The organism is Vibrio crassostreae, from assembly GCF_041439375.1.
Lineage (GTDB): Bacteria > Pseudomonadota > Gammaproteobacteria > Enterobacterales > Vibrionaceae > Vibrio > Vibrio crassostreae_D.
In genome coordinates, this window is sequence record NZ_JBGONY010000012.1 from 35,402 (window position 1) to 59,466 (window position 24,065).

Annotated in this window: 16 protein-coding genes; 10 read left to right on the forward strand and 6 right to left on the reverse strand. The window is 43.7% G+C overall.

What is annotated here, in order from left to right:
- Positions 1 to 78 precede the first annotated feature (78 nt).
- From ACED45_RS07580 to ACED45_RS07600, 5 genes are all read left to right on the forward strand, one after another.
- Positions 79 to 1,032 carry an ABC transporter permease gene (locus ACED45_RS07580; protein ID WP_371713662.1) on the forward strand — a complete coding sequence of 318 codons (954 nt, stop codon included), beginning with the start codon at positions 79 to 81 and terminating at the stop codon, positions 1,030 to 1,032.
- Positions 1,025 to 1,975 (forward strand): iron chelate uptake ABC transporter family permease subunit, encoded by a 951-nt coding sequence (locus ACED45_RS07585; protein ID WP_371713663.1) that lies wholly within the window; start codon positions 1,025 to 1,027, stop codon positions 1,973 to 1,975. The genes ACED45_RS07580 and ACED45_RS07585 overlap by 8 nt, the downstream gene beginning before the upstream one ends.
- Before the next feature lie 12 nt (positions 1,976 to 1,987).
- Positions 1,988 to 2,752, forward strand: a complete 765-nt coding sequence (locus ACED45_RS07590; RefSeq protein WP_371713664.1) for an iron ABC transporter ATP-binding protein — start codon at positions 1,988 to 1,990, stop codon at positions 2,750 to 2,752.
- A 289-nt stretch (positions 2,753 to 3,041) separates the two neighbouring features.
- Positions 3,042 to 4,067 (forward strand): HD-GYP domain-containing protein, encoded by a 1,026-nt coding sequence (locus tag ACED45_RS07595; protein ID WP_054545659.1) that lies wholly within the window; start codon positions 3,042 to 3,044, stop codon positions 4,065 to 4,067.
- A complete protein-coding gene (locus tag ACED45_RS07600; RefSeq protein WP_371713665.1) occupies positions 4,060 to 8,982 on the forward strand; it encodes an ATP-binding protein in 4,923 nt (1,640 codons plus the stop codon). The genes ACED45_RS07595 and ACED45_RS07600 overlap by 8 nt, the downstream gene beginning before the upstream one ends.
- Positions 8,983 to 9,130: 148 nt before the next feature.
- Here ACED45_RS07600 and ACED45_RS07605 read toward each other — a convergent pair whose 3' ends face one another.
- Complete coding sequence (locus ACED45_RS07605) at positions 9,131 to 10,021, reverse strand: LysR family transcriptional regulator (RefSeq protein WP_017082005.1); 891 nt, start codon at positions 10,019 to 10,021, stop codon at positions 9,131 to 9,133.
- Between the two features lie 227 nt (positions 10,022 to 10,248).
- On the opposite strand from ACED45_RS07605, the gene ACED45_RS07610 reads away from it, so the two are divergent.
- Positions 10,249 to 11,424: an MFS transporter gene (locus ACED45_RS07610; protein ID WP_004731587.1), complete on the forward strand. Its 1,176-nt coding sequence runs from the start codon at positions 10,249 to 10,251 to the stop codon at positions 11,422 to 11,424.
- A gap of 274 nt (positions 11,425 to 11,698) precedes the next feature.
- Here the strand turns inward: ACED45_RS07610 and ACED45_RS07615 are convergent, their stop codons facing one another.
- The 3 genes from ACED45_RS07615 to ACED45_RS07625 form a co-directional block, all read right to left on the reverse strand.
- Entirely contained in the window at positions 11,699 to 14,455 is a 2,757-nt protein-coding gene (locus ACED45_RS07615) for an immune inhibitor A domain-containing protein (protein ID WP_371713666.1), read from the reverse strand.
- A 55-nt stretch (positions 14,456 to 14,510) separates the two neighbouring features.
- Positions 14,511 to 14,846, reverse strand: a complete 336-nt coding sequence (locus tag ACED45_RS07620) for a hypothetical protein (RefSeq protein ID WP_029405926.1) — start codon at positions 14,844 to 14,846, stop codon at positions 14,511 to 14,513.
- Positions 14,847 to 15,307: 461 nt separating this feature from the next.
- On the reverse strand, positions 15,308 to 16,273 hold the full coding sequence (locus tag ACED45_RS07625; RefSeq protein WP_061022313.1) for a hypothetical protein: 966 nt from the start codon (positions 16,271 to 16,273) through the stop codon (positions 15,308 to 15,310).
- A 153-nt stretch (positions 16,274 to 16,426) separates the two neighbouring features.
- On the opposite strand from ACED45_RS07625, the gene ACED45_RS07630 reads away from it, so the two are divergent.
- From ACED45_RS07630 to ACED45_RS07640, 3 genes are all read left to right on the forward strand, one after another.
- Positions 16,427 to 16,894, forward strand: coding sequence for an Lrp/AsnC family transcriptional regulator (locus ACED45_RS07630; protein WP_017086398.1), 468 nt, complete (start codon positions 16,427 to 16,429; stop codon positions 16,892 to 16,894).
- 172 nt (positions 16,895 to 17,066) lie between these two features.
- Positions 17,067 to 18,629, forward strand: coding sequence for a methyl-accepting chemotaxis protein (locus tag ACED45_RS07635; protein ID WP_371713667.1), 1,563 nt, complete (start codon positions 17,067 to 17,069; stop codon positions 18,627 to 18,629).
- Positions 18,630 to 18,798: 169 nt separating this feature from the next.
- The gene (locus ACED45_RS07640) at positions 18,799 to 19,452 is read left to right on the forward strand and encodes an outer membrane beta-barrel protein (RefSeq protein WP_371713668.1); all 654 of its coding nucleotides are present in this window, start codon (positions 18,799 to 18,801) and stop codon (positions 19,450 to 19,452) included.
- 95 nt (positions 19,453 to 19,547) lie between these two features.
- Here the strand turns inward: ACED45_RS07640 and tkt are convergent, their stop codons facing one another.
- Both tkt and tal read right to left on the reverse strand, forming a co-directional pair.
- Positions 19,548 to 21,539, reverse strand: coding sequence for a transketolase (gene tkt / locus ACED45_RS07645; RefSeq protein ID WP_371713669.1), 1,992 nt, complete (start codon positions 21,537 to 21,539; stop codon positions 19,548 to 19,550).
- An 86-nt stretch (positions 21,540 to 21,625) separates the two neighbouring features.
- The gene (gene tal / locus ACED45_RS07650) at positions 21,626 to 22,576 is read right to left on the reverse strand and encodes a transaldolase (protein WP_371713670.1); all 951 of its coding nucleotides are present in this window, start codon (positions 22,574 to 22,576) and stop codon (positions 21,626 to 21,628) included.
- Between the two features lie 459 nt (positions 22,577 to 23,035).
- On the opposite strand from tal, the gene ACED45_RS07655 reads away from it, so the two are divergent.
- Entirely contained in the window at positions 23,036 to 24,040 is a 1,005-nt protein-coding gene (locus tag ACED45_RS07655) for a sugar-binding transcriptional regulator (protein ID WP_371713671.1), read from the forward strand.
- The last annotated feature ends 25 nt before the right edge of the window (positions 24,041 to 24,065 follow it).

The following is a 24,065-nucleotide window of genomic DNA, read 5'->3' on the forward strand; positions in this document are numbered from 1 at the left end:
GGCTTATAAGAACGTTCTTATAAGCCCTTTTTCACTTTTCATACGGACTCAAAGAGCCCTACCTTTAGTATTATTTCTATGTTGAAACCCGTTGCCGCTGCTGTATTTCTTGTTGTGTTATGCGTTACGTCGTTAATGATTGGGGTCGCTGAAATCAGTTTTAGTGACTTCTTCAATGGCAACCAACACGCCAATTCCATTTATGTTGTTAGTCGGATACCTCGACTGTTCGCGATCGTGCTAGCTGGGGCGGGTTTAAGTGTTGCTGGCCTTATCATGCAACAGATTGTTCAGAACAAGTTCGCTGCACCTTCTACGATGGGCACGATTGATTGTGCCATGTTGGGTTACATCGTCGGTATTCTGGTGCTGGGTAATGCCGCTCAATGGAGCTACTTAGGCTTTATCTTTGCGTTTGCGGTGTTAGGCACCATGTTGTTGGTTCGCTTCTTACAACACCTCAAGTTCAAGAATGCGGTGTTGGTGCCTTTAATTGGCATCATGTATGGCAACGTTGTCTCATCTCTAACAACCTTTATTGCTTACAAATACGATTTAGTACAAACCATGTCGGCATGGACAATGGCGAACTTTGCGAGTGTATTGCAAGGCAGCTATGAAATCCTTTACCTCGCGGTTCCTGCATGTGTGTTGGCTTATTACTTTGCGAGTCAGTTCAGTGCGGCAAGTATTGGTGAAAGCTTCGCAAAAAACATCGGCCTCAATTATCAAAAGATCGTTTTCATTGGTGTTGCTCTTGTCGCGATCTGTGCCTCTTCGGTGGTGATGATCGTTGGTGTTATCCCATTCCTTGGCCTTATCGTGCCGAATATCGTGTCGTTGATGATGGGCGATAACATGAAAAAGATTCTGCCTTGGACAGCTTACTGGGGCGTGATCTTGGTATTGGCCTGCGACTTGTTAGCTCGAATCGTCATCTTCCCTTACGAGATTCCAATCTCAATGGTAATCAGTGTCTTTGGCGGTTTGATTTTTATCTACCTAATCATGAGAGACAAGTCGAATGCGTGATTCAGTAAAAATTGCGATTCTGGCTATCGCGTCTTTGGGGATGGCGGCAGTATTTGTGGGGCAGGGGCTTACGTGGGATAACTACGAGTTCTTCTTGTCTCTGCGACTACCAAAACTGCTGTCGATTGTGTTGGCGGCGGTGGCGATTTCTGCATCGTCATTGGTTTTTCAAACCATCACCAATAATCGAATTCTAACCCCTTCAATTTTGGGTTTTGACAGTTTGTACATGCTGGTGCAGACAGTGCTTCTGTTTGTGTTTGGTGGTACTAGCTTTTGGGTAATTGATGCAATCGCGAACTTTTCATTGTCTGTGACTGTGATGATCTTGTTCTCGTTTGCGCTGTTCCATTTTTACTTCAAGAGTAAGCGAAACAACGTATTTACACTGTTGTTGATTGGTATTGTGTGCGGCAGAGTATTCTCAAGCTTGGCTAACTTCCTTGCGATGTTGATTGATCCGAACGAGTTTGCCGTGCTGCAAAATGTGATGTTCGCGAGCTTCAATAACGTGAAAGGTGAACTGGTTTACCTCAGCCTTATTCCACTGGGTTTGAGCTTGCTTGGTCTGTGGTTGTTGGCTCCCAAGCTTGATGTGCTTTGGCTTGGTGTTGATAACGCGACAAGCTTGGGCGTGAACACCAAGCGATTGACTCAGATTACCTTAGTGATTGTGTCAGTGATGGTCGCGGTATCGACGGCTTTGGTTGGCCCTGTGCTGTTCTTTGGTTTGATCACCGTGAGCTTAGCGCGTCAGATATTCAAATCTTATCAACATCGCGTGCTTATCATCGCGAGCAGTTTGTTAGCGGTCGTTCTATTGGTTTCAGGCCAATGGTTTATCGAAAAAGTAATGGCGTTTGAAACCACTGTGAGCGTGATCATTAACTTGGTCGGCGGTTTGTATTTTATGTTCTTGTTGTTACGCACCAGAATTCAGTAAAGGTAGTAAGTAGTGATTAAATTAACAGGTTTGAGTAAGAAGTATGGCAAGACACTTGTGGTGGATGATGCCAGTGCCATGTTCCCGAAAGGGGAAGTGACTTCTATCATTGGCCCAAATGGTGCGGGTAAAAGTACTCTGCTTTCAATGGCAAGCCGCTTAACAGAAAGTGATGCGGGCGAGGTCGTTATTGGCGATAAGTTACTGGCTGAATGGGATACCAAAGAGCTTGCGAAGCACCTTGCCGTGTTAAGACAATCAAACAACATCAATATGCGATTTACGATTCGTGAGCTGGTCTGTTTTGGGCGTTTTCCGCATTCCCAAGGTCGCTTGAAAGACGAAGATCATAAGATCGTCGATACAGCGCTAGAACACCTTGGCATTACCGATATCCAAAACAAATACCTTGATGAGTTGAGTGGTGGTCAGCGTCAAATGGCGTTTATCGCGATGGTTGTGGCGCAAGATACAGATTATGTGTTCCTAGATGAACCACTGAACAATCTTGATATTAAACACTCGGTCGAAATCATGCAGACGCTGCGTCGTTTAGCGCATGAGTTCAATAAAGCGGTGGTGATCGTGATTCACGACATCAATTTTGCTTCTTGTTACTCTGATAACATTGTCGCGATGAAGAAGGGCCAAGTGGTTAAGTCGGGTAAGGTCTCTGAAGTGGTTGAAAAGTCAGTGATGGAATCGATCTACGAGATCCCATTTGAGATTCGCGAGTTCGATGGCGTTCGAATCTGTATGTATTATTCAGGTTGTTAGATTACTGGGTCTCTAGCCTGCTTAACCCCTTAGTTACCGAAATGAAAAGAGCTCCCATATGAGGAGCTCTTTTCGTATGGTTCATATGTCCAAGACAGCATATTCCCTCTTGTGTTATACGCTAATCTCTGCCGTATTTTTGACATCAGACGAGGATCAAACCGTTAGTTTGATGTCACTCGAAGATCGACTCTTCATTTTTAACAATCATTTGTCATTTTCATGTTGAGAGGTACGAAAACCCATCTACACTATGTTTATAACTGTTTGATTTTTATAAGAGGTGTCAATGAGTCGTAAACCTATAGTGTTAGTCGTGGATGACACCCCAAGTAACTTAGATGTGTTAACGGCAATCCTCAAAGATACCTATCAAGTTAAGGTCGCGATTAACGGTACTATCGGTATCAAAATAGCGAAGATGGTGCCGCAGCCAGATCTTATTCTCCTTGATATCATGATGCCTGACATCGATGGCTACGAAGTGTGCCGTCAATTAAAAGCTCAGCCAAATACTGCGCATATCCCCATTATATTCGTTACCGCAAAGATTGGCCCTGAAGCCGAAGTAAAAGGCTTGTCCTTAGGTGCTGTTGATTATTTAACGAAGCCAATTACACCTGAAATTGCACTACAACGTGTAAAAACCCATATTGCTCTTTATGACCAGCAACGAGCTTTGTTTAGTCAGGTGAAAGAGAAAACCCAAGAGATCAATCTCGGCAAACTAGAAACGCTCAACATATTGGGTAGAGCCGCTGAATTTAAAGATAACGAAACAGGCATGCATGTTATGCGCATGAGCCATTATTGCGAGATATTAGCCAAAGCCTTGGGCATGACAGACGAAGATGCCGAGACCTTACGTGATGCAGCGCCGATGCATGATATTGGCAAGATTGGCATTCCTGACAGTGTGTTACTGAAGCCAGGTAAATTGGATGCCGATGAATGGACTACCATGCAGAAACACGTCGAGTTCGGTGTTGAAATCCTTGGTAGGCAGGGCGATTCCAAACTGATGCGTATGGCCATTCAAGTCGCGCAGTATCACCATGAAAAGTGGGATGGCAGTGGTTACCCAAACCAGATAGCCGGCGAAGATATTCCATTGGTCGGACGAATTGCGGCCGTTGCTGACGTATTTGATGCCCTGACAGCAGAGCGTCCTTACAAGAAGGCTTGGAGTGTCGATGAGGCGCTGAGCTTGTTTGAAGAACAGAAAGGCAAGCATTTTGATCCGACTATCGTCGATCTTTTTTTCGTCAACTTGCCCGAAATACTAGCGATTAAAGAGAAATTCAAAGATGAATAAGCGCTTTGTTATATGGATTAAGCAGTGCTTTATACTCATTTCTAGTTTGTTGTTTCTTCTCATTGGTTTACCACATGCTCATGCCGTGAGTGTTAGTGAAGATGATTTAACCCGGTGGTTAGAAAGTAAACCTAAAGTGACCTTTATCGCGCTTTCCAGTCATTATCCTTATTCGTTTATTGATGATAAAGGGGAGGTGTCCGGTATCATTCGGGATTGGGCGAACGAGTTTGAACTTAATTATGGAATTGAGACGGATTTTATAAGCGTAAACTCTAATTCTGACGCGAAACAAGCGCTACTTGATGGGAAAGGAGATGTTTTCCCTTTCCAACAGTTTGATCCGAGCGAAGGTGGGCGATTTCTCGCTACTAATCCTTACATCCCTTACCAAATCGCGGTGATTCTTCCTACCGACGACCCTACCACCGACAACATTGAGCAGTCCGATAAGCGGCGTATCGCCATGGTTCAAGATAGTATCGATCTAGAAAAGTCGGGGGTACAACTCAGCTCAATCGAAAGAGTCCAATTTGATACTGCGATTGATGCTATCCGAGCACTGGAAGATGGTTCAGTCGATGGGATGCTCGCCGAGCCCGTTACAACATTAAATCTTGCTCACAAGAGTGGTGTATACAGTTTAGCGGTCAATTACGTTCTCGACCGCTGGAAATACATAGAAGCTGCAATGGTTGTTCGTACTAAGGACACCGAATTGCTTGCTTTGTTAAACCAACAAATCGCAACGTTTGATATTGGGAAGAAAAACCGGATTCTATCGCATTGGTTAAAAGACTCACCCTACCGGACTCCAGTTAAAGGGGTATTTGGTTTTGGTAATCCACCATATATGTACCCGGATAGCACTTCTGTCGGTATCGAACACGACATTATGCAAAGGGCTCTAAACAATATGGGCTATCGATTAGGTGACGTTGTCACGCTGCCTCGTAGTGCTGCGAATCAAGCCATCGATAACAATAGTTCGATATCGTTTGTCTCAGGGATACAGGCTGACGGGTCTTCAGTGCACTTTTTGAGTGATAAAGTCATGGGTGTTGAGTTCGTGCCCGTTTCGTTAAAAAGACGTAACTTGAATCTCAAATCTGCCAAAAACCTGTCTTTAGGTGCTTTGTTATTCGATGAAACATCACCAATAAAAAATTCTGTCGAACTACTTAAAGATAAGGTGAGCATCGATCGAATTGAAGATATTGATAGCTTAGAGTCTGCATTTTCTCAACTACGAGCACAAAATGTTGACTTGTTAATGGTCGAAAAACGGGTATTAAGATGGTTTGTGACAAATACTCGTTTCATTGAAATGCGTGAAATCGAACTACACGAAGATTTTAAAGTCGACTATCCAATTTATGTTGATTTTAGAACGCCCAAGTTAAGAGACAGTTTTAACGAAGCGATTAAATATTTAAAGCAAACTGATGATGAGTTTGAACAGATACTTGAAACCCAAGTTAAGAATGATCTTACTCCTGTACTTAGAAAAGCCGATATTATCGCTCAAATATCCGCTTACTTTATTGTGAATGACCGCTTCGAAGAACTCCCTAAGATCTTTGACATATTCGATGCTGAGCACACATTCAAGGTTATTTCTGCTCAAGCGGATAATAATAAACGACCGATTGAATCTTGGTATTTAGGCGAAGTATTAGATTCTTCACTGAGTAAAAAGAATACGTCTGAATTATCATCTGTTACCAAAGGTGCTGGTTATAAAACGCAAACAGGAAGTATTAATGCGGGCTTCATGACATTTTATTTTGATGTCAATTCGGTTGAGAGTAATTATGTGTATTTCCCTTCAATTGACCAATTTGAGTCGTTTGGTGAAGGAGCTCAGCGTTATATCTCAGATGTTTACCAATCGAACAGCCTGACTGGTGAACTTCTTAACCTAAGTCAGAAAGAGCGTCAATGGATCAAGGATCATCCCGAACTAAAGATAGGTATCGATCCAAACTCATTACCTTATGAAGCTTTGTCAAACAAGGATGAATATATAGGGATGATTGATGATTACCTCAAGTTAATTGAACAAAAAACCGGACTGCGTCTTAGTCATGTCGACGTTGAAAGTTGGCAAGAAACTCGTCGCCTCGTTGATCATCGACGAGTACATTTAGTGTCAGCTGCGGTTGAGAATCGCTCATTAGGCGAAAGTGTAAAGCCAGCAAAAGCGCTATTCTCTAGTCGCCTTGCGATAGCTTCAAGGCGTGATGTAAATAGTATTGTGCTTAAAGAGGCTAAAGGTTGGAAGCTTGGAATATTAGCCAGTGGTGCTAATACCGAAGCCATTGTTGAAAGTTACCCAAATATTGAATGGGATCTTGTCGAATCCACCAAAGAAGGGTTGGATCGAGTTGAATCTGGTGAGCTCGATGGATTTATTGATACTGTCGATGTGTTGAATTATTTGATCAATTCATTTGGTTATCGAGGTATCGGAATTATTGGTCGATTGGATTTCTTTTTGTCGCCGACCTTACACGTCATTAAATCAGAGCCGTTATTACTGTCTATTGTTAACAAAGCAATAGGAAGTATCTCTGCAGAAGACCACCAAAAAATATCCGCTAAATGGGCGGCACCTAAAGCGATTGAAAAAGTTGATTACCAACTCGTTTATACCATCTCGGTATTTTCCGTGGTGATAGTGTTGTTGATTGTATTTTGGAATAGGAAATTATCCAAGCAAATCATTATTGCCAATAACGCTACCGAAGCACTTCGTAAAGCACAAAATCAGCTTTACAACATTTTGAACACGTCCCCTATAGCTGCGAGTGTTATTGTCGACGAACAAGTTCGTTATACGAATGATACGGCGAAACGTCTTTTTGGAGTAGAGCGAAGAGAGCTCTCTTCTATTGATGTTGAAGTCGTTTACAACACTTTATCCGATCGTGATACTTTGTATAAAGAACTGAATCTTAACGGTAAGGTTGTGAATCGGGAGTTAGTGCTTCGGAAATTTGATGGCAGTCGTTTTGTCGCCCTTGTTAGTTACTACCTACTCGAGCTTGATGGGGAAGTCGCGACTCTATTTTGGGCTTTTGATATTTCAGAAATGAAACGCCTAAATGAACAACTAGAAGAAGAGAAAAAGCGAGCCGATTTGGCGAGCCAAGCCAAATCTGAATTCTTAGCTAACATGAGCCATGAAATAAGAACGCCGATGAACGCGATTATTGGTTTATCTTATCTAGCGATTGGGGAAATATCTAATCCGGTCGCTCGAAATTATATTGAGAAAGTGCATCGTTCGGGTCATTCATTATTAACTATCATCAACGATATTCTTGATTTCTCAAAGATAGAAGCGGGTCAGCTTGTTATCGATAGTATTCCATTTGATCCTGTAACGACATTCAAAGATGTGATTGAGTTGATGGAGTCGAAAGCAATCGAAAAGCAGCTGAATTTATCAATGTCGATTGCACCGGGACTAGAGACGCCAATGCTTGGTGACCCATTGAGGCTATTTCAGGTAATCCTGAACCTTATTGGTAATGCCATTAAATTTACAGAGCATGGGCAAGTAACCTTAGCCGTTGAACTGGTCAAATCTGACGAGAACAGTGTGAGTATGAAGATCATTGTTTCTGATACCGGGATAGGCATATCAGAAGAGAACCTACATAAACTATTTCAAGCGTTTAGCCAAGCAGATAGTACCACCACGCGCAGGTTTGGGGGCACAGGTTTAGGGCTTAATATCAGTCAAAAGCTTGTACAAGCCATGGGCAGTGAAATTTCAGTAGTGAGCATATTGGGACATGGCAGTGAGTTCTCTTTCCCTTTGACGTTACCTAGATCGAACACAGAGGAACTCGCGGACTTTAAGTCGCAAGAACTTAAACTGGATTATCATATTGAGTTTAAAGGACAAAGGGTGTTGTTGGTTGAAGACAACGAGCTGAACCAAGATTTAGCTCTGGCATATTTTAGTCGTGCTAAATTGAATGCTGATCTAGCCGAAAATGGCGCAGAAGCCGTGGCGTTAGCTCAAACTAACGATTACGAAATGATTTTTATGGACCTTCAAATGCCGATTATGGATGGCTTTGAAGCGACGCGTCAGATCCGTGAGTTTGATTCGCAGGTTCCTATTATCGCGATGTCCGCCAATGTGTTTGCTGATGCGAAGCAAAGAGCAAGAGACGCAGGTGTAACGGACTTCTTAGACAAGCCGATTATCATCGATAAAGCGACTTCTTTGATCATCAAATACATCGTGCCGGAGGTGATGGTAGAAGGGAAGGTAGCGTCGTTAGATGGGCAGGCAGAACAACTCGAAGACCTAACAAGTCAACCTAACAGCATTAATGTGATCAGTGTGTTTTCTCAGCAACGATTTGAACAGCTCACTCATCATGATGCGGAACTTCAAAACAAACTGGTTGGGAAGTTCCATAGCAGTGCGCCAAGTATGATGGTTGATGCGTTTGATAATTTGGCACAAGACGATTGGATTACGCTGGAAAGAAACCTGCATACTTTGAAAAGTATGGCAGCGTCGATTGGCGGCCTCCGGTTTGCTGATTTGATGGGGGAGTTAGAAGATAAAGCTCACAATCGTTTGTGTGATGATCAAGCCCTCAGAGAAGGTGAGGTGAGGTTAGTTGAGCTTATTACAGCAACGGAAAGCCTGATTGTGACGCCACAAGTAGAATACATGAGTGAAGCGAGTGCGATGGGAGCCGTGGTCAAAGAAGATCAAAGGGTTAAGCTGCTCTCGCTGCTGGAAGCTTATGATAACGATGCAACGCAATACGTGGCCGAGTTACTTGCAGAGTATCCAAATTCTGTCGCGCTTAACGATGTGCAAAGTGCGTTAGATAATTATGACTTCGAGCGAGCGTGTGAGGTTCTCAATACCTTGGAATAAGCCGCTTTGCTTAGTCGGCATATAACAGTTGCTGTCTTATAGCGATTACTGTCTGAATAACAAGCACTTCAGTATTAAAGCCTTTAACCTTTTGGGTTAAAGGCTTTAAATTTAATCAACTAATCAACTAATCAACTAATCAACGCTTCTAACCACTCACGTTTTGTTTGATCAGATCGATAACTGTATCGTATCGGTGCGGCAGTTTTCTGTTTCGTTTTTGAACCAGATACAGTATTTCCTCAACCTCTACTTTGGGTGGCACAACGTGCAACTTGTCTCTTTCTGGGAAGTGCTCAACGGCGCCAGCCGGTAAGACGGTAAAGCCTAACCCTTTCGATACTGGCAGCAAGATCTGGTGAAGCTGATTGATGTAGCCAGATCTTGGTATTTCATTAACGTTGATGTTCGCGAGATCCTTGTCTCCACACAGATCGAAATACAAAGACAGGTAGTGAGCAGAATCTGGATGCGCAATAAGGCCAATGTCGTGCAGAACTTGTGGTGTTATCTCTAAGTGAGCCAGACTGCTGTGAACGATGAGGCAGAGTGCTTCTTTACCAATGACTTGGCTTTGATAGTAACTGTCGTTTGGGGAGTGCCTGACAATGCCGATATCGGTGGTACCTTGGATTAGGTCGTTCAATATCTTTTTGTTTGGAGCCGCTTCTAAGTTAATGCTCAGATCTTGGTGTTGCTGCTGAAGTTCAAGAAGCTTGGGATACAGACGTAAAGAGAGTGAACCCGAACAGGATAGATGACATTGCCCAGCATAAGGATTGTCAAAACTCAGAGATTCGAATAAATCTTCTTGGTCTTTTTCTAGCTTGAGCGCATAGCGATACATAATCCGACCCTGTTCGGTCAGCTCGAAGCTTTTATTTTCCCGAGAAAGCAGGTCACAATTGCAAGCTTGTTCAAGCTTCTTGATGTGCTGGCTCACTCCTGGTTGTGTCATGTACAACTTTTCTGCGGTTTGGGTGAAATGTCCAACTTCAACCAGAGTCTTAAATGTATTGAGCCAAAGTGGATTGATCATACTCACCTTCAAATGCTAAAGCCTATAAATAACAGAAAATTATTATTATCTTAAGTAATGATAATTTCAACTCTAGCGTCTTAAGTAACGCTAATCAAAGTCATATGGTGGTAACTATTTATATTCGTCTATTGGCCGCTTTGTAGAGTTGCTATGAGTAACAAAGTGTTGCGACTTTGTTGATTATTTGGTCTATTGACCAACTGTGCTCATATTTAGGAACGAAGATGAATAGAAATGTTTGGCTGCTCTCACTGTGTCAGGCCTTGTTGATGACGGGTAACATATTACTGATCTCTGTGATTGGCTTGATCGGCAAGCAGATTGCGCCCAGTGTGAGCATGATTACCTTGCCGGTTGCACTGCAGTTTTTGGGTTTAATGGCAGCCACTATTCCTGCGTCTCTAATTTCAGGTAAGTTAGGGAGAAAGCGAGGATTTAGCATTGGTAATGTGGTTGGCATTACAGGGGCTAGCCTTGCCACTTACGCACTGTCTCAGCAAAATTTCTATCTGTTTTGTTTCGCCACGTTCTTACTTGGGATAGGCATAGGTTTTGGCACGCTTTATCGCTTTGCTGCAATCGAGGTGTGTGATGAAAATGCCCGTCATCGAGCGATATCTATATCGATGGCTGGTGGCGTTTTAGCAGCAGTATTGGGGCCAAACTTGGCGATTATGTCTCAACAGTGGTCGCAAGATGGCTTGTACATTGGTGCTTTTGCTTCTTTGATTGGATTGAACATTCTTGCGTTACTCATCTTACAAACCATTCAGTTTCCTAAAGTCTCTTTTAATAGTCAGGCTCCCAAAGCCGATCCTTTAGGTGTGATCGTTAAAGCGCCGAACTTTATTGGTGCGGTCTTTGCAGCCATGGTTGCTTACGCCGTGATGAACATTTTGATGACGGCAACACCATTAGCGATGATTGGTTGCGGGTTCGACTTTACTAAAGCTGCTGGTGTGATTGAGTGGCATGTTCTGGGGATGTTTGTACCTGCATTTTTTACCGGATCACTTATCGAGAGGTTTGGCTCAAGAATGATGATCTTGGCAGGCGGGATTCTGTTCGTCGTCTGTATCGCGATTAACATTCATGGAGAATCTATTTGGCACTTCAGAGCGGCTCTAGTTGTGCTTGGTGTGGGTTGGAACTTCATGTTTATCGCGGCAACAGGTTTGTTTAGTCAGTCCTACCAATCGCAGAATAAAGCTAAGGCACAAGCGTTTAATGAATTTATTGTCTTTGGCTGTGTGACTATTACAGCGATGCTCTCTGGCTGGCTAGAATCGACAGCAGGGTGGCAGAACCTCAATATCTACGTATTACCATTCGTGTTAGCTGTTATCTTGCTGTTCGCATTTAGTGCTCGTAAATCGCGTATTCAAAAGCAGCCTGTGTGATGGCTCATCGAATGGTGGTTCAGTAAATTCGTTACTGTGATTAGAACCCTAGTATCTCGAACTACGACAAATAAAAAGCCCTACCAAATCGGTAGGGCTTTTGCTTACGGCTTAAATAATAACGTTTCCTTAAAACTGCTGTCTTGGCTCATGCTCGAAGACAACAGTGCTTAAGCTTGCTTGTAAGTACGCGTGATAGAGCCGCGTACTTATTTTGATGGTCTATCGTTTAAGACCTAAGACCTAAGACCTAAGACCTAAGACCCAAGATGAGCTACAGGTCGACCAAAATTGTCTTAGTCGTAATCCCACCTTGGTCATCGATTATCTTCAGTGTCACCTCGTGCTCTCCGTATGAAGGGAAGATTGAAGTGAATGTGCGACCTCGTTTCACCTTTCCGTTTGGAAGTGTCCACTCGGTATCAACAATACGACCATCGCTGTCTGAACTCGTAGACCACATGGTTACCCAGCGACCCAAGTGAATGTACTTTGCACTCGCTTCTGGAAGGGCGTTTGGAGATTCAACACTCACTACGGAGCTAAATGAATCGGTAGCGCCTTTGTCGTCAACAACAGTCAAGTTCACCGTGTATTCACCGGCTTGCTCGTAAGACCAAGTTGGTGCCACTTCGTTACTTGTTGTGCCGTTGCCAAAGTCCCATAGATAACTGGCGATCTCACCGTCTTGATCAGAACTGAAGTTACGTGCAGAAATGTTCAGGCCAGTGACATTGAGCTCGAAGTTCGCAGTAGGGGCGATGTTGTGTTGGCTTACTTTCGATAAGCGAACCACGCCGTATTCGTTGTTGTCACTCTGATTCACAATATCAACGGCTAAGCCAAACTCCGTTAGGATACGTCCTGAATCAGGCGCTTGTGGAGAGGTGTAATCTTGGTCGTCAGAGAAGCTAGCATTGCCAACCAAACTGGTATCTTCAAGTACATCATCGTCGCTGTTCACAAGACGCATTGGGGTATGATCTTTGAGTGAAAACGCAGCATCACGAACTTGATAACGAGTTTGAGCGACTTCACCGGATTTTTCCCAAGTCATGGCATTCTGGTCTGCATCGACCACACCTAACCAACCTTCACCTGGGTGTTTGCCTACCCAGTTATCAGTCAGCGACTCGTCTACGTACCAAATGATCAAACCTGGATCGAATGAGATGAGTTGGCCCATGCGTTTGATGTTGGCTAGACCTTCATCAACGTCCATGTGGCTACGCCATTGCAGTAGGTAGTAGTGTTGCGCTTGGTGGAATCCATTACTTAGCTTGTAGCCATTTAGGGCGAAGGTGGAGTTGCTTTCTCCATCGTCTATTAAGGTTACTTCACCATCCACGACCACACTGAGGTTATCCAAATAGAAACCTTCCATCGCCAAGCCACCATCGGTGATGTACTCAAACGAAAGCTCTACTTCTTGGCCTGCCCATTGTGAAACGTCGAACTCAGCGTCAACCCATCCGCCAGATTCGCCGCCAATAGCAGGAACGAGGCCAGTATTGTATGGGTCATCCATTGAGGTGATGTTGCCAGCTATTGCTTGTCCGTTGATTAGCACGCGAGCGAAGTCGTAGTCTTTCTCTATTTCATGCCACGCTTTGAACGAAAGCAATGCCGAATCACCCGCTGGAATCACCAACTTGCGAGTCATGCTATTTTTCAGATCATCGCCTTTTTGAGAGTGGAATGAATACTCTCCCTCAAAGGGTTTCAGACTTTCAATTTGCTTTTCAGGAAGATCGACCTTAATCATGTTCGGACGGCTGTTATCCGTTGTTTGGAACAGCGTATAAACTTGTGGGTTGTCTTCTAGGTCATCAATCGAGATTTGATCATCGTTAACCCAGCGACCACCAATCGATTTTTGTAGGAAGTGCTTTGCCCAAGAGCTGAATGCTGTTGGTTGTGTGCCACCAATTTTGCCAGCCCAGCTGCCTGAAGACATGATTGACCAGTAAGATACTGGTTCACCCTTGCCTGTGTATTGCGTGTCGTACTCGTCTGGTAAGCCTAAATCATGGCCATACTCGTGAGCACAGACACCAGCTGCGGCATCAATCGGTTGAATGGTGTAATCAAATGCCGCGTATTGGCCACCAAAGCGGTCGGGAAGCGAGCTAGAGGTACCTTCAAGCACATGTGTGCGACCAAGGTTGAATCGGTGAGACCAGATAGCATCAGGGCCTAATACGCCACCACCGGCTTCTTCGCCCACAGATGCGTGGAACACCATTAGATGATCAATCACACCATCGGGTTCACGAAAATTTCCGTCACCGTCGTAATCGTAACGATCTTCGATATCGTAATCGGCTAGGTTGATACTCGGATCTTGAGCCAATTGATTAAGCGCTTCACGAACCAGTTCCTGTGCGTTTAAGTCGTTGTCGGTGGTAGGGGAGTTACCACCATAGAATGACGCAGGTTTAGAGGCGCGATACCAACCTGCCGCTTGACCTGCAACGCTGTAACTATCACCTGATTCGCTTTGGTAATACTGACGCATCGAGATTAGGTTTTCGCCATTTGGCCCCGTGTAGCCAGAATTTGAAAACAACAACTCTTGATAATGTTCAGGGTTGTAGCTCTCGTAGAGCATTTGCGTGTGCTCTTCGGTCAGCTTGTTGTTATCCCAGTTCAAATCAGGGAAATCGACCAACAGAGCGAGTACTTTATCGGTACGCTTGGTGCCGACTTCCAAAGCAAAGACGCTGGCCTTTTTAACGCCAGATCCTTTCTCAATGGCTTTGAGTATTTTCGCTCGTTGCTCAAGTGCTTTTTTACCGAATTGAGCGTCGCCTTTAAAACCGGAATTGATCTTATTTTTTAAGTAACGGTCAAGTGCGTCGTGTTTTGCCACATCGGTTGCATCTTGGTCGACTAAGCCTTGTCTAACTAGCATTTCAATAAGTTTGTCTTCATTAACAACGCCTAAATCAATAGGTGTTTTTGCATAACTACTGACGCTAAATAGAGTAAGCATTGCTGAAGCCAACAATGTTTTTCTCATCATTTTCATTATATTTCCTTTTTATATTTCCATGTCGATATCAGTATCAACTGCCTTATTCGAATCAGTTGTCCGAGTCTGGCCTAATACACTCTTGTGGTGTCTTATTTAACTGACGTGTGTTTGTTGTATGTTTCGTACTTTCCATCTTTTTTATACTTTCTATTTCTTTTGTATTGGTTGTCTCTTTTCTATTTTTTGAATCAAACTGAGTGCTCTTTACTTTTTTAGCGTTTAGATAGATACGCAAAGCTTCTTGATTGCCCTCATAGGTTAAGCCAGGACAGATAACGCCTCGTTCAATCAATGACTTCAGCAATAGTTCGTCGTTCTCAATAGTGGAAGCCTGTGACAGTGAGGAAAAAATGAGAACCATTAAAGCCATTGTTTTGTGTGACATTCTTATATCAAGCCATCAGTTTTGATTATGTAACAAAATATATTTATAAAATTAACCAATCAAACGAATAATCATTACAAATCATTATTCGTTCCGGTTTCAACATTAAGAGTTAATATCAAATAAGGATGGTTATTTATTTTATTGTCAGTTATTTAGTAAGGTTGGGCGCATTAATAGCTGATAGTTTTAATATTTAATATCATCGTTAGGTAAATGGTTATTCTGCTTCAGAACGCTTTATACAAGGTGTGGAGTTAAAATTAATAAAACAAATTTTTTATTATCTATGTTTAAAAAATGCATGTAATAATTGAGTTATTAGTAAATACCCATGCTGAAATTATTTTCAGTGTTTCAAGGGCGTGAAATTTAACAATAGCGGAGGTGATAGGAGCACCAAGTCGTAAAAAAGAGCCCGTATTTGAGCTCTTTTCCTTTTATTCTCGTTGGCGATTTACTTATGACTGAGAGACATCACGATAAAAATAACGTTCACAAGTACGTGGATTCATGCGCTTAATGACGTTTGATATTAAGGCGATAACCAGCACTGAGAATACTAACCTTCCCCAAAATATGGTGTAAAAGTCAGCCCCAATTAACATGATCAAAAGTGTATCTTCAATCAAACTGTGGAGTAGATTGAGCAGCATGATTGCAGTGAATACATCTCTCGCCGAGATATGTCCCTTTTTAGCTTCATTGATCAATAAGCCGCCGCCAAACGAAAGACCAAGCGTGATTCCGATGATCGTTAAGTTGGTTGCGTCCTTGCTAATTCCTAGCAGTCTCAAGAAGGGTCTTAACAATATTGCCATGAGCTTTTCAACGCCTAGAATCTTTAAAATCTTGAGTAGCAGTAATAGTGCTGAAATGACGATGAAGATAACAGCAAAACTTTTTAGCTGCTCAATAGCCCATCCAAGATAGCTCGTGTCTCCAGATACTTCAGGCTGCCAAAGCACGGTTGCTGGGTAGTTGAGCAAATCCCCGTCTTGATAACTGAGATTGAGTAACCATGCCAGCACCAAGCTACCACCGACCCTCACTGATAGCGTAGCCAGCCAACTCACACCCGCCTTTTTAGCTATTGCACCCTCAATCGGTAATGAATGCGCTAGTAGCATCATGCTGCCTAAAACCGAGGCTTGAGCAACCGTTAAGGGAGCATCGGAATTAATAAGAATAATCAGCCCCGCATAGATGTTAGTGAGTATGGTGGTTGCCCATACCAAGCCCATTTCTTTCGGTAATCCGACGCTTTCCATTATTGGGCTTAGCCATTCGCTAAGAATCACGACGCCGCCAAGTTCTTCAACGACCTTTATCACGATGATGATTGGAATCATGATTCGGAAAAGAGTCGAGGTGACATCGAAAATCTCTCTGAGGAGTTCTTTAAAAAATTGATAGATTGATTTCATAGTTACGACCATGGTTCGATTGTTTGGAATGAGAAGATCTTACCTTGATTATTGTGATGGTTATTTCAAAATCCACATCAATATTCGACTCGAATTTTTTATTTGTCGTAGTATTCGAAATTATTAGTCATGAAATTAGAGTATTGAGAAATTATGGAAATTGATCGTATAGATAGAAATATTCTCGTTGAACTGCAGAAGAATAACCGAATCCCAAACCTCACATTGGCTGAGATGGTTGGGTTATCGCCTCCGGCTTGCTTAAAGCGAGTGAAACGATTGAGAGAGGAAGGCGTGATTGTGAGTGATGTGTCTATTATCAACCCAGAGCTTACAGGCAGTAAGATGACTTTGGTTGTGTCCGTAGAAATGGAACGAGACCGAGGGGATATTTATCAAATCTTTCGCCATTCTATTTCTAAGGCGTCAGAGGTCACGCAGTGCTATCAGATATCGGGCAGTTTTGACTTTATGTTGATTGTGACGGTCAAAGACATTCAAGCCTACGAAGATTTTGTTGAACGAGTACTGCGCAAAGACTTAAACATTCGCAAGTTCCATACCTCTGTTTCAATGAGAACCGTGAAATTTACCACTGCAGTTAACTTAGATGAGTCATGACCGCTAATTTGAGAAGAGAAAAGGCGTGAAGCTTTGAGCTTTGTGAGGTGTCAGGCGTATTTTTGTATAAATAGCAGGCATTTACATAAAATGTGACGTTCATATTTTGTCATAACTTTAATAATTGTATATATTCCTCGCCTAAAACAATAATTAACAAAAGTTAATATAAATGACTGTCAGTTCATCTTCTCAATCTCGTGAAACGCTTCTAAGCGAAAACGAACAACTTGTCTCGACTACCGACCTTAAAGGTGTGATTACTTACAGTAATGATGCTTTTTGTCGCATTGCGGAATACAGCCAACAAGAGCTGCTAGGGCAACACCACAATATCGTGAGGCATAACGATATGCCGAAAGCGGCTTTTGCTGATATGTGGGTTAACCTAAAGCAGGGTAAAGCGTGGCGCGGTATCGTAAAAAATAAAACCCAATCTGGTGGTTACTACTGGGTTGATGCTTACGTTACCCCTATTTATGATGGCGGGAAGGTGAGTGGCTACCAATCGGTTCGTGTTAAGCCTAAAAACGAATGGGTACAAGTCGCGGATAAGGCTTACCAAAGCTTATTGAAGGCTGAGAGGTCGGGTCGTCAATGGTCGTTGCAGATCAGTGACAGTGTTCGTTACGCAGTGTTACTAGGTTCTTTAGCAGCCCCTTTGATTTCAAACCTAATCGAAGTAGGGCAAGTATCGCAATGGTTGTTGAGCTTACTTCCTGTTTCCGCATTAGCATTGCTTTTCCGACAAGAGCTCATTGATACTCCATTGCAGTTAAAAAAGCTGCAATCTAAATTCGATAGTGTCAGTCGCCTTGTCTATTCAGGTAATAGTCAGTTCTCTGTTGCCGACTTTCACTTAAAACTATTGTCTGCAAGAATCCGCACCGTGTTAGGTCGCATGACAGACTCAGCCAAGCCACTACAGGATTTGGCGGACAACCTGAATGCCACGTCATTTGAAGTATCAGAAGCCTTAGACCAACAAACAAAAGACATTCTTCAAGTACGAGAGGCGACTGAAGAGGTTGAAGTAACTGCGAACGAGGTCTCTTATCGTACAGAAGAAGCGCACCAGATTGTTGATGTAACTTTGCAAACCTGTGCTGGTGCTAAAGAGAGCATTAATCAAACCCATCGAAATTTAGAAAGCTTAGCTTCACAGGCTGAAAAGGCGACTCAAACAACTTACCAATTGAGCGATCAAGCGCAGAGCGTAAGTAAGATAATGGAAGAGATTGGTGGAATCGCCGAACAAACCAACTTGTTGGCACTAAACGCAGCAATTGAAGCGGCTAGAGCGGGCGAGCAAGGACGAGGCTTTGCCGTTGTTGCCGACGAAGTACGTGCGCTATCAGGTCGTACGTCAAAGGCTACGGTTCAGATCAAAGAGAGTATCGACACCATGTTAGCGACGATTGAAGGTTGGCAAAAGGATATCCTGGCCAATCGAGAGCAAACCGACGCGTGTGGTGATGTGGCGAAGGTGAGTGCAGAGCGCTTGTCTGAAGTGGAAACCTTGATGCAATCAATGAACGAGCTGATGCAGTCTGTCGAAAGTTCCGCGCATAAACAGCGTCAGTTATCGAGTGATGTAAACTTGCACATGCAGTCTATCGCGTCTACTGCCGAGCAAAACTTAGTGGCAACGCATTCCGTGAAAGATCACTCCACTGAGCTAAAAGAGCAAGTGAATGAGTTCTATCACTTGGCGAAGCGCTTCGAAGAGAAATAACCGTTAAAGACAAGCTGAATGAGAGATAAGAGAAAGCCTTGCGAAATTTGCAGGGCTTTTTTATAAGTTAGTATTATCGGTTTGTAAATCTTTGAAACAAAAATAGAACACCGTTCAATTACCGTTGAGTTACACTTCTAACATCCTAATCAAATTTTGAGTTACCGAGATGCGCCCCCTTATTTTTACCGTTTTTTGTTTCAGTCTTATGAGTTTCCCAAGCTTAGCTTCAAAGGGTTCTCACTATCTCTATACGGGATATCAGAATACACGAGTCAGTGACGATGGCTTTCAAGATTACTTTGAAGGTTCTTACAATAACTCAGGCAGTAAGCAACTTTACGGCGGCTATTTCGGGGGGAATTATGCTGTAACGGATTCTCTGTTTGTTGGTTTCGACTCTTCGAAGACCACACGATCTTCAACGACTTTGTCCGATATGTCTATTCAATTGGGTTGGTACCATTCTGTCAGCCAACAAGTGGAATTGTATGCCTCTGGTGGTGTGAATTGGGTAAGACCGGAAAGACGCTCTTCGTGCCGTAATGACACCATTTGGGATCCGTGTGATCGAGAGACCATTAAAAATTACGATGAGGGTTTTATTGGTGAGGCGGGGGCTGTCGTATCACTCAATGATCGTTGGTCACTGCAACCTTTTTATCGCTATTCAGATACCCATCAACATGGTCTAAATAACTTCGGGATTGTGAGTTCGGTTGATATTCTTTCTTGGCTCGCTGTCGACGCTGGATATGACCATACTTATAGCAAAAACCTAAAGCAGAATACGATTCGAGTGGGTGCGCGGTTTACGTTTTAACGGCTAAAACGCAAAGATACAAAAAAGCCCCGCATTTTCATGCGGGGCTTTTAGTATGCTTCAACCTATTTAAAGGCGAGACAGTGTCTTCAAGATTAAGCTAGAAGCTCTTTCGCTGTGTTTATTACGTTTTCAGTAGTGAAACCAAACATCTTGAATAGCTCACCTGCTGGTGCAGATTCGCCGAACGTTGTCATACCGATGATCTTGCCACCGAAACCAACGTACTTGTACCAGAAGTCAGCGATGCCAGCTTCTACTGCGATACGAGCAGTAACGTCAGATGGAAGTACAGACTCACGGTATTCAGCGTCTTGCTTATCAAACGCGTCGGTTGCAGGCATAGAAACTACGCGTACTTTCTTACCTTCAGCTGTTAATTCAGCAGCAGCGTTAACCGCTAGTTCAACTTCAGAACCTGTTGCGATAAGGATAAGCTCTGGCTTGCCTTCACAATCTTTCAGGATGTAACCACCCTTAGCGATGTTAGCAACTTGCTCAGCGTCACGATCTTGTTGTGCAAGGTTTTGACGAGAGAAGATAAGTGCAGAAGGACCATCTTTACGCTCGATTGCCAGTTTCCAAGCCACTGCAGACTCAACTTGGTCACATGGGCGCCATGTGCTCATGTTTGGAGTTAGACGTAGAGAAGCGATCTGCTCAACCGGTTGGTGAGTAGGACCATCTTCGCCAAGACCGATAGAGTCATGCGTGTAAACTTGGATGTTCTGAGTTTTCATCAGAGCTGCCATACGCATAGCGTTACGAGCGTATTCCATGAACATTAGGAACGTTGCGCCGTATGGTACGAAACCACCGTGCAGGGCGATACCGTTCATGATAGCTGTCATACCGAATTCACGTACACCGTAGTGGATGTAGTTACCTGAGAAGTCGTTTGCTTCAAGAGACTTAGAACCAGACCACATGGTTAGGTTAGAAGGCGCAAGGTCAGCAGAGCCGCCCATGAATTCAGGTAGCATAGCACCGAACGCTTCTAGTGCATTTTGAGATGCTTTACGTGATGCGATGTTTGCTGGGTTAGCTTGAAGATCAGCGATGATTGCCGATGCTTTCTCTTCCCATTCTGCAGGAAGATCACCGTTTACGCGGCGTTTGAATTCAGCTGCCAGCTCAGGGTATGCTGCTTCATAAGCTGCAAGTTTCTCGTTCCACGCTGCTTCCTTAGCTGCGCCTGCTTCTTTCGCATCCCACTCTGAGTAAACTTCCGACGGAATTTCAAAAGGACCGTGCTCCCAACCTAATTCTTTACGTGTTGCTGCAATTTCTTCAGCGCCTAGTGGTGCACCGTGACAGTCGTGCGTACCTGCTTTGTTTGGAGAACCAAAGCCAATTACTGTTTTAGTACAGATTAGAGTAGGGCGAGGATCTGCTTTAGCCGCTTCAATTGCTGCGTTGATAGCGTCAGAGTTGTGACCATCTACTGCTGGGATTACGTGCCAGCCGTAAGCTTCGAAACGCTTAGGTGTATCGTCAGAGAACCAACCTTCAACTTCACCATCGATGGAGATACCGTTGTCATCCCAGAAAGCAACCAGCTTACCAAGACCTAGCGTACCCGCTAGAGAGCATGCTTCGTGAGAGATACCTTCCATCAGACAGCCGTCACCCATGAATGCATAAGTGTAGTGGTCTACGATGTCGTGGCCTTCTTTGTTGAATTGTGCCGCAAGCGCTTTCTCAGCCATTGCCATACCAACAGCGTTAGTGATGCCTTGACCTAGAGGACCAGTAGTCGTCTCGATGCCTGGTGCATAACCGTACTCTGGGTGACCCGGAGTCTTAGAGTGCAGTTGACGGAAGTTCTTAAGATCTTCAATTGAAAGCTCGTAACCTGCTAGGTGAAGCAGAGAGTAAATCAGCATAGAGCCGTGGCCGTTAGACAGGATAAAACGGTCGCGGTCAGCCCACTCTGGGTTTGCTGGGTTGTGGTTCAAGTGGCCACGCCAAAGAACTTCAGCGATGTCCGCCATACCCATAGGTGCGCCAGGGTGACCAGAGTTTGCTTGTTGTACGCCGTCCATGCTTAGAGCACGAATAGCGTTAGCTAGATGTTTGCGGTTCATAGAAACTTCCGAATAAAAATTAAGATAAACAAATTGATAAAAGTAGGGGAACTGAACGTTCCCCTATTTGAAATTGGTAAGAGTGATTACAGCTTAGCTGCAATCATTTCTTCTAGTTTGCCTTGGTCAACTGCGAAGTTGCGGATGCCTTCAGCTAGTTTCTCAACAGCCATTACGTCTTGGTTGTGATCCCATAGGAACTCAGCGTGAGTCATCGCTGCTGGACGCTCTTTAGTACCGTTAGAGTCGATTAGCTTCTCTACTACTTCACCTTCTGCTGCTTCTAGGTCTGCTAGAAGTTGAGGTGCGATAGTTAGACGGTCACAACCAGCAAGTTCAAGGATCTCGCCAATGTTACGGAAGCTTGCGCCCATAACAACAGTTTTGTAACCGTGGTCTTTGTAGTAGTTGTAGATATCTGAAACAGAGATTACACCTGGATCTTCTGAAGCTTCGAAATCACGACCTTCTTTCGCCTTGTACCAGTCCATGATACGACCTACGAAAGGAGAGATTAGGAATACTCCAGCTTCAGCACAAGCACGAGCTTGAGCGAAAGAGAATAGAAGCGTTAGGTTACAGTTGATGCCTTCTTTCTCTAGGATTTCAGCAGCGCGGATACCTTCCCAAGTTGAAGCCAGTTTGATAAGGATGCGGTCGTTCGTGATGCCAGCGTCGTTGTACATTTTGATAAGCTGACGAGCTTTAGCAACGCTGCCTTCCATGTCGTAAGAAAGACGAGCATCAACTTCAGTCGAGATACGGCCTGGAACTACTTTAAGGATTTCTTTACCGATGTTTACGTTAAGCATGTCACAAGTGTCTTGAACTTGCTGTGCTTTGTCATCGCTTTGTGCTTTAGCGTATTCGATAGAAGCATCGATTAGAGGAGCGTACTCAGCAATTTGAGCGGCTTTAAGAATTAGAGATGGGTTAGTTGTTGCATCTTCAGGAGTGTACTTGCTGATAGCTTCAATATCGCCAGTGTCAGCTACAACAGTTGTTAGTTTACGAAGTTGCTCTAATTTATTGCTCATTTTGATCATCCTATGTATCGCAGAACACCCCTTTAATGGGAGAGGTGTGGGCATTTGCAAGCGAACTAATGAAGTTCCTCATGGTTGTACCAGTGAGCCTAACTTACATTAATTTAAATTTTTCTCCGAACGAACATTTGCACAGAACATTTGTTCGCTCGATGAGTAAATGATGTAGCCATATTTATCCGATCTAGCCCCAAAGTCAACGGTAAATAGTGCTGTATGGTGACTTCAGTCAAATATATTTCGCTCTAGTAATCATGGGGCATGCAAGCAAACGTTTAACGAACAAAGTGAGGTGAATTAATCAACAACAAAACTATGGTTATGATACTGAGCAAATGTTCCTTGTTGTTACATATGTTCAGGGTGTAAGCTTGTGTATCACTTACTGAGCTCTCCTATATTAGGAAGTACAGCAGGTAAAATAATTGTTAAATATTGGTTGAGTGGTATATGAGTAAGAATATCCAAGATGTTTCCGAAGAAAACACTGATCTCCTGACTGAAGTAGCGGTTGCCTATTATCAAGATGGTGCCACCCAGGAAGAGATCTCTAAAAAGTTCTCTATCTCTCGTGCAAAGGTTGGTCGAATGCTCAAGCAAGCCCGCGATGAGGGCATTGTTGAGATCACCGTGAAATACCACCCAGTATTCAGTGCCAAGATAGAACAACGCTTAATTGAGCGCTTTGGTGTGAAACGCGCACTTGTGGCACTAGATCAACCGAATGAAGAGAAGCAGCGACTCCAAGTTGCAGGCTTAGTGTCTAACTATTTAACCAGTACCTTGAAAAATGGCATGGTGGTGACAGTAGGCCAAGGCCGAAACGTATCGTCTGTTGCTCACCATACTGGTGTAATTACCCCTCGTGATTGTAAGTTCGTGTGTGGCATCGGCGGTATTCACCCAAGAGGCGGTATGTTTAATGCCGACCACATATGTAGGCAGCTAGCCAAAAAGTACGGTGGGTCTTCTGAAACCTTATACGCGCCCGCTTATGCAGAAAACAAAGCACAAAAAACGGCATTCATGGAAAACAGCACCGTTAAGCAAACACTCGATCTAGCCCGAAAGGCCGACGTTGCATTAGTCGGTATCGGTGACATGAGCGAAAACAGTTACATGGTTGACCTAGGTTGGTTTACCGCAGGCGAAGTGGTTCAATCTCGTTTATTACAGGGCGTTGTTGGTGACTTTGCTGGCTATGACTTTTTTGACGTTCACGGTAAAGCGGCAAACACCGTTATGAGTGATCGAGTGATCGGTTTGGGCTTAGAAGAGTTTCGACCAATAGCAGAAGTGATCGCTATCGCTGCCGAGAACAGTAAACCCCTCGCATTATTAGGTGCGTTAAGAACTGGCGTGGTTGATGTTATAGCAACCAGCGTAAGTAATGCTTTGACTGTTTTAAACTTAGATGAGCAGATGAAGCACGCTGAGTTAGACGAAAATCGTTAAGGTACAAGTGTTATTGATAAGCGAA

Coding starts and splice junctions, on each gene's coding strand:
- tkt (WP_371713669.1), bottom strand. CDS start 21,539: ATGAACCGCAAACATCTAGCTAACGCTATTCGTGCTCTAAGCATGGAC.
- ACED45_RS07605 (WP_017082005.1), bottom strand. CDS start 10,021: ATGATCAATCCACTTTGGCTCAATACATTTAAGACTCTGGTTGAAGTT.
- ACED45_RS07610 (WP_004731587.1), top strand. CDS start 10,249: ATGAATAGAAATGTTTGGCTGCTCTCACTGTGTCAGGCCTTGTTGATG.
- ACED45_RS07655 (WP_371713671.1), top strand. CDS start 23,036: ATGAGTAAGAATATCCAAGATGTTTCCGAAGAAAACACTGATCTCCTG.
- ACED45_RS07585 (WP_371713663.1), top strand. CDS start 1,025: ATGCGTGATTCAGTAAAAATTGCGATTCTGGCTATCGCGTCTTTGGGG.
- ACED45_RS07640 (WP_371713668.1), top strand. CDS start 18,799: ATGCGCCCCCTTATTTTTACCGTTTTTTGTTTCAGTCTTATGAGTTTC.
- ACED45_RS07620 (WP_029405926.1), bottom strand. CDS start 14,846: ATGTCACACAAAACAATGGCTTTAATGGTTCTCATTTTTTCCTCACTG.
- ACED45_RS07600 (WP_371713665.1), top strand. CDS start 4,060: ATGAATAAGCGCTTTGTTATATGGATTAAGCAGTGCTTTATACTCATT.
- ACED45_RS07625 (WP_061022313.1), bottom strand. CDS start 16,273: ATGAAATCAATCTATCAATTTTTTAAAGAACTCCTCAGAGAGATTTTC.
- ACED45_RS07630 (WP_017086398.1), top strand. CDS start 16,427: ATGGAAATTGATCGTATAGATAGAAATATTCTCGTTGAACTGCAGAAG.
- tal (WP_371713670.1), bottom strand. CDS start 22,576: ATGAGCAATAAATTAGAGCAACTTCGTAAACTAACAACTGTTGTAGCT.
- ACED45_RS07615 (WP_371713666.1), bottom strand. CDS start 14,455: ATGAAAATGATGAGAAAAACATTGTTGGCTTCAGCAATGCTTACTCTA.
- ACED45_RS07580 (WP_371713662.1), top strand. CDS start 79: ATGTTGAAACCCGTTGCCGCTGCTGTATTTCTTGTTGTGTTATGCGTT.
- ACED45_RS07595 (WP_054545659.1), top strand. CDS start 3,042: ATGAGTCGTAAACCTATAGTGTTAGTCGTGGATGACACCCCAAGTAAC.
- ACED45_RS07635 (WP_371713667.1), top strand. CDS start 17,067: ATGACTGTCAGTTCATCTTCTCAATCTCGTGAAACGCTTCTAAGCGAA.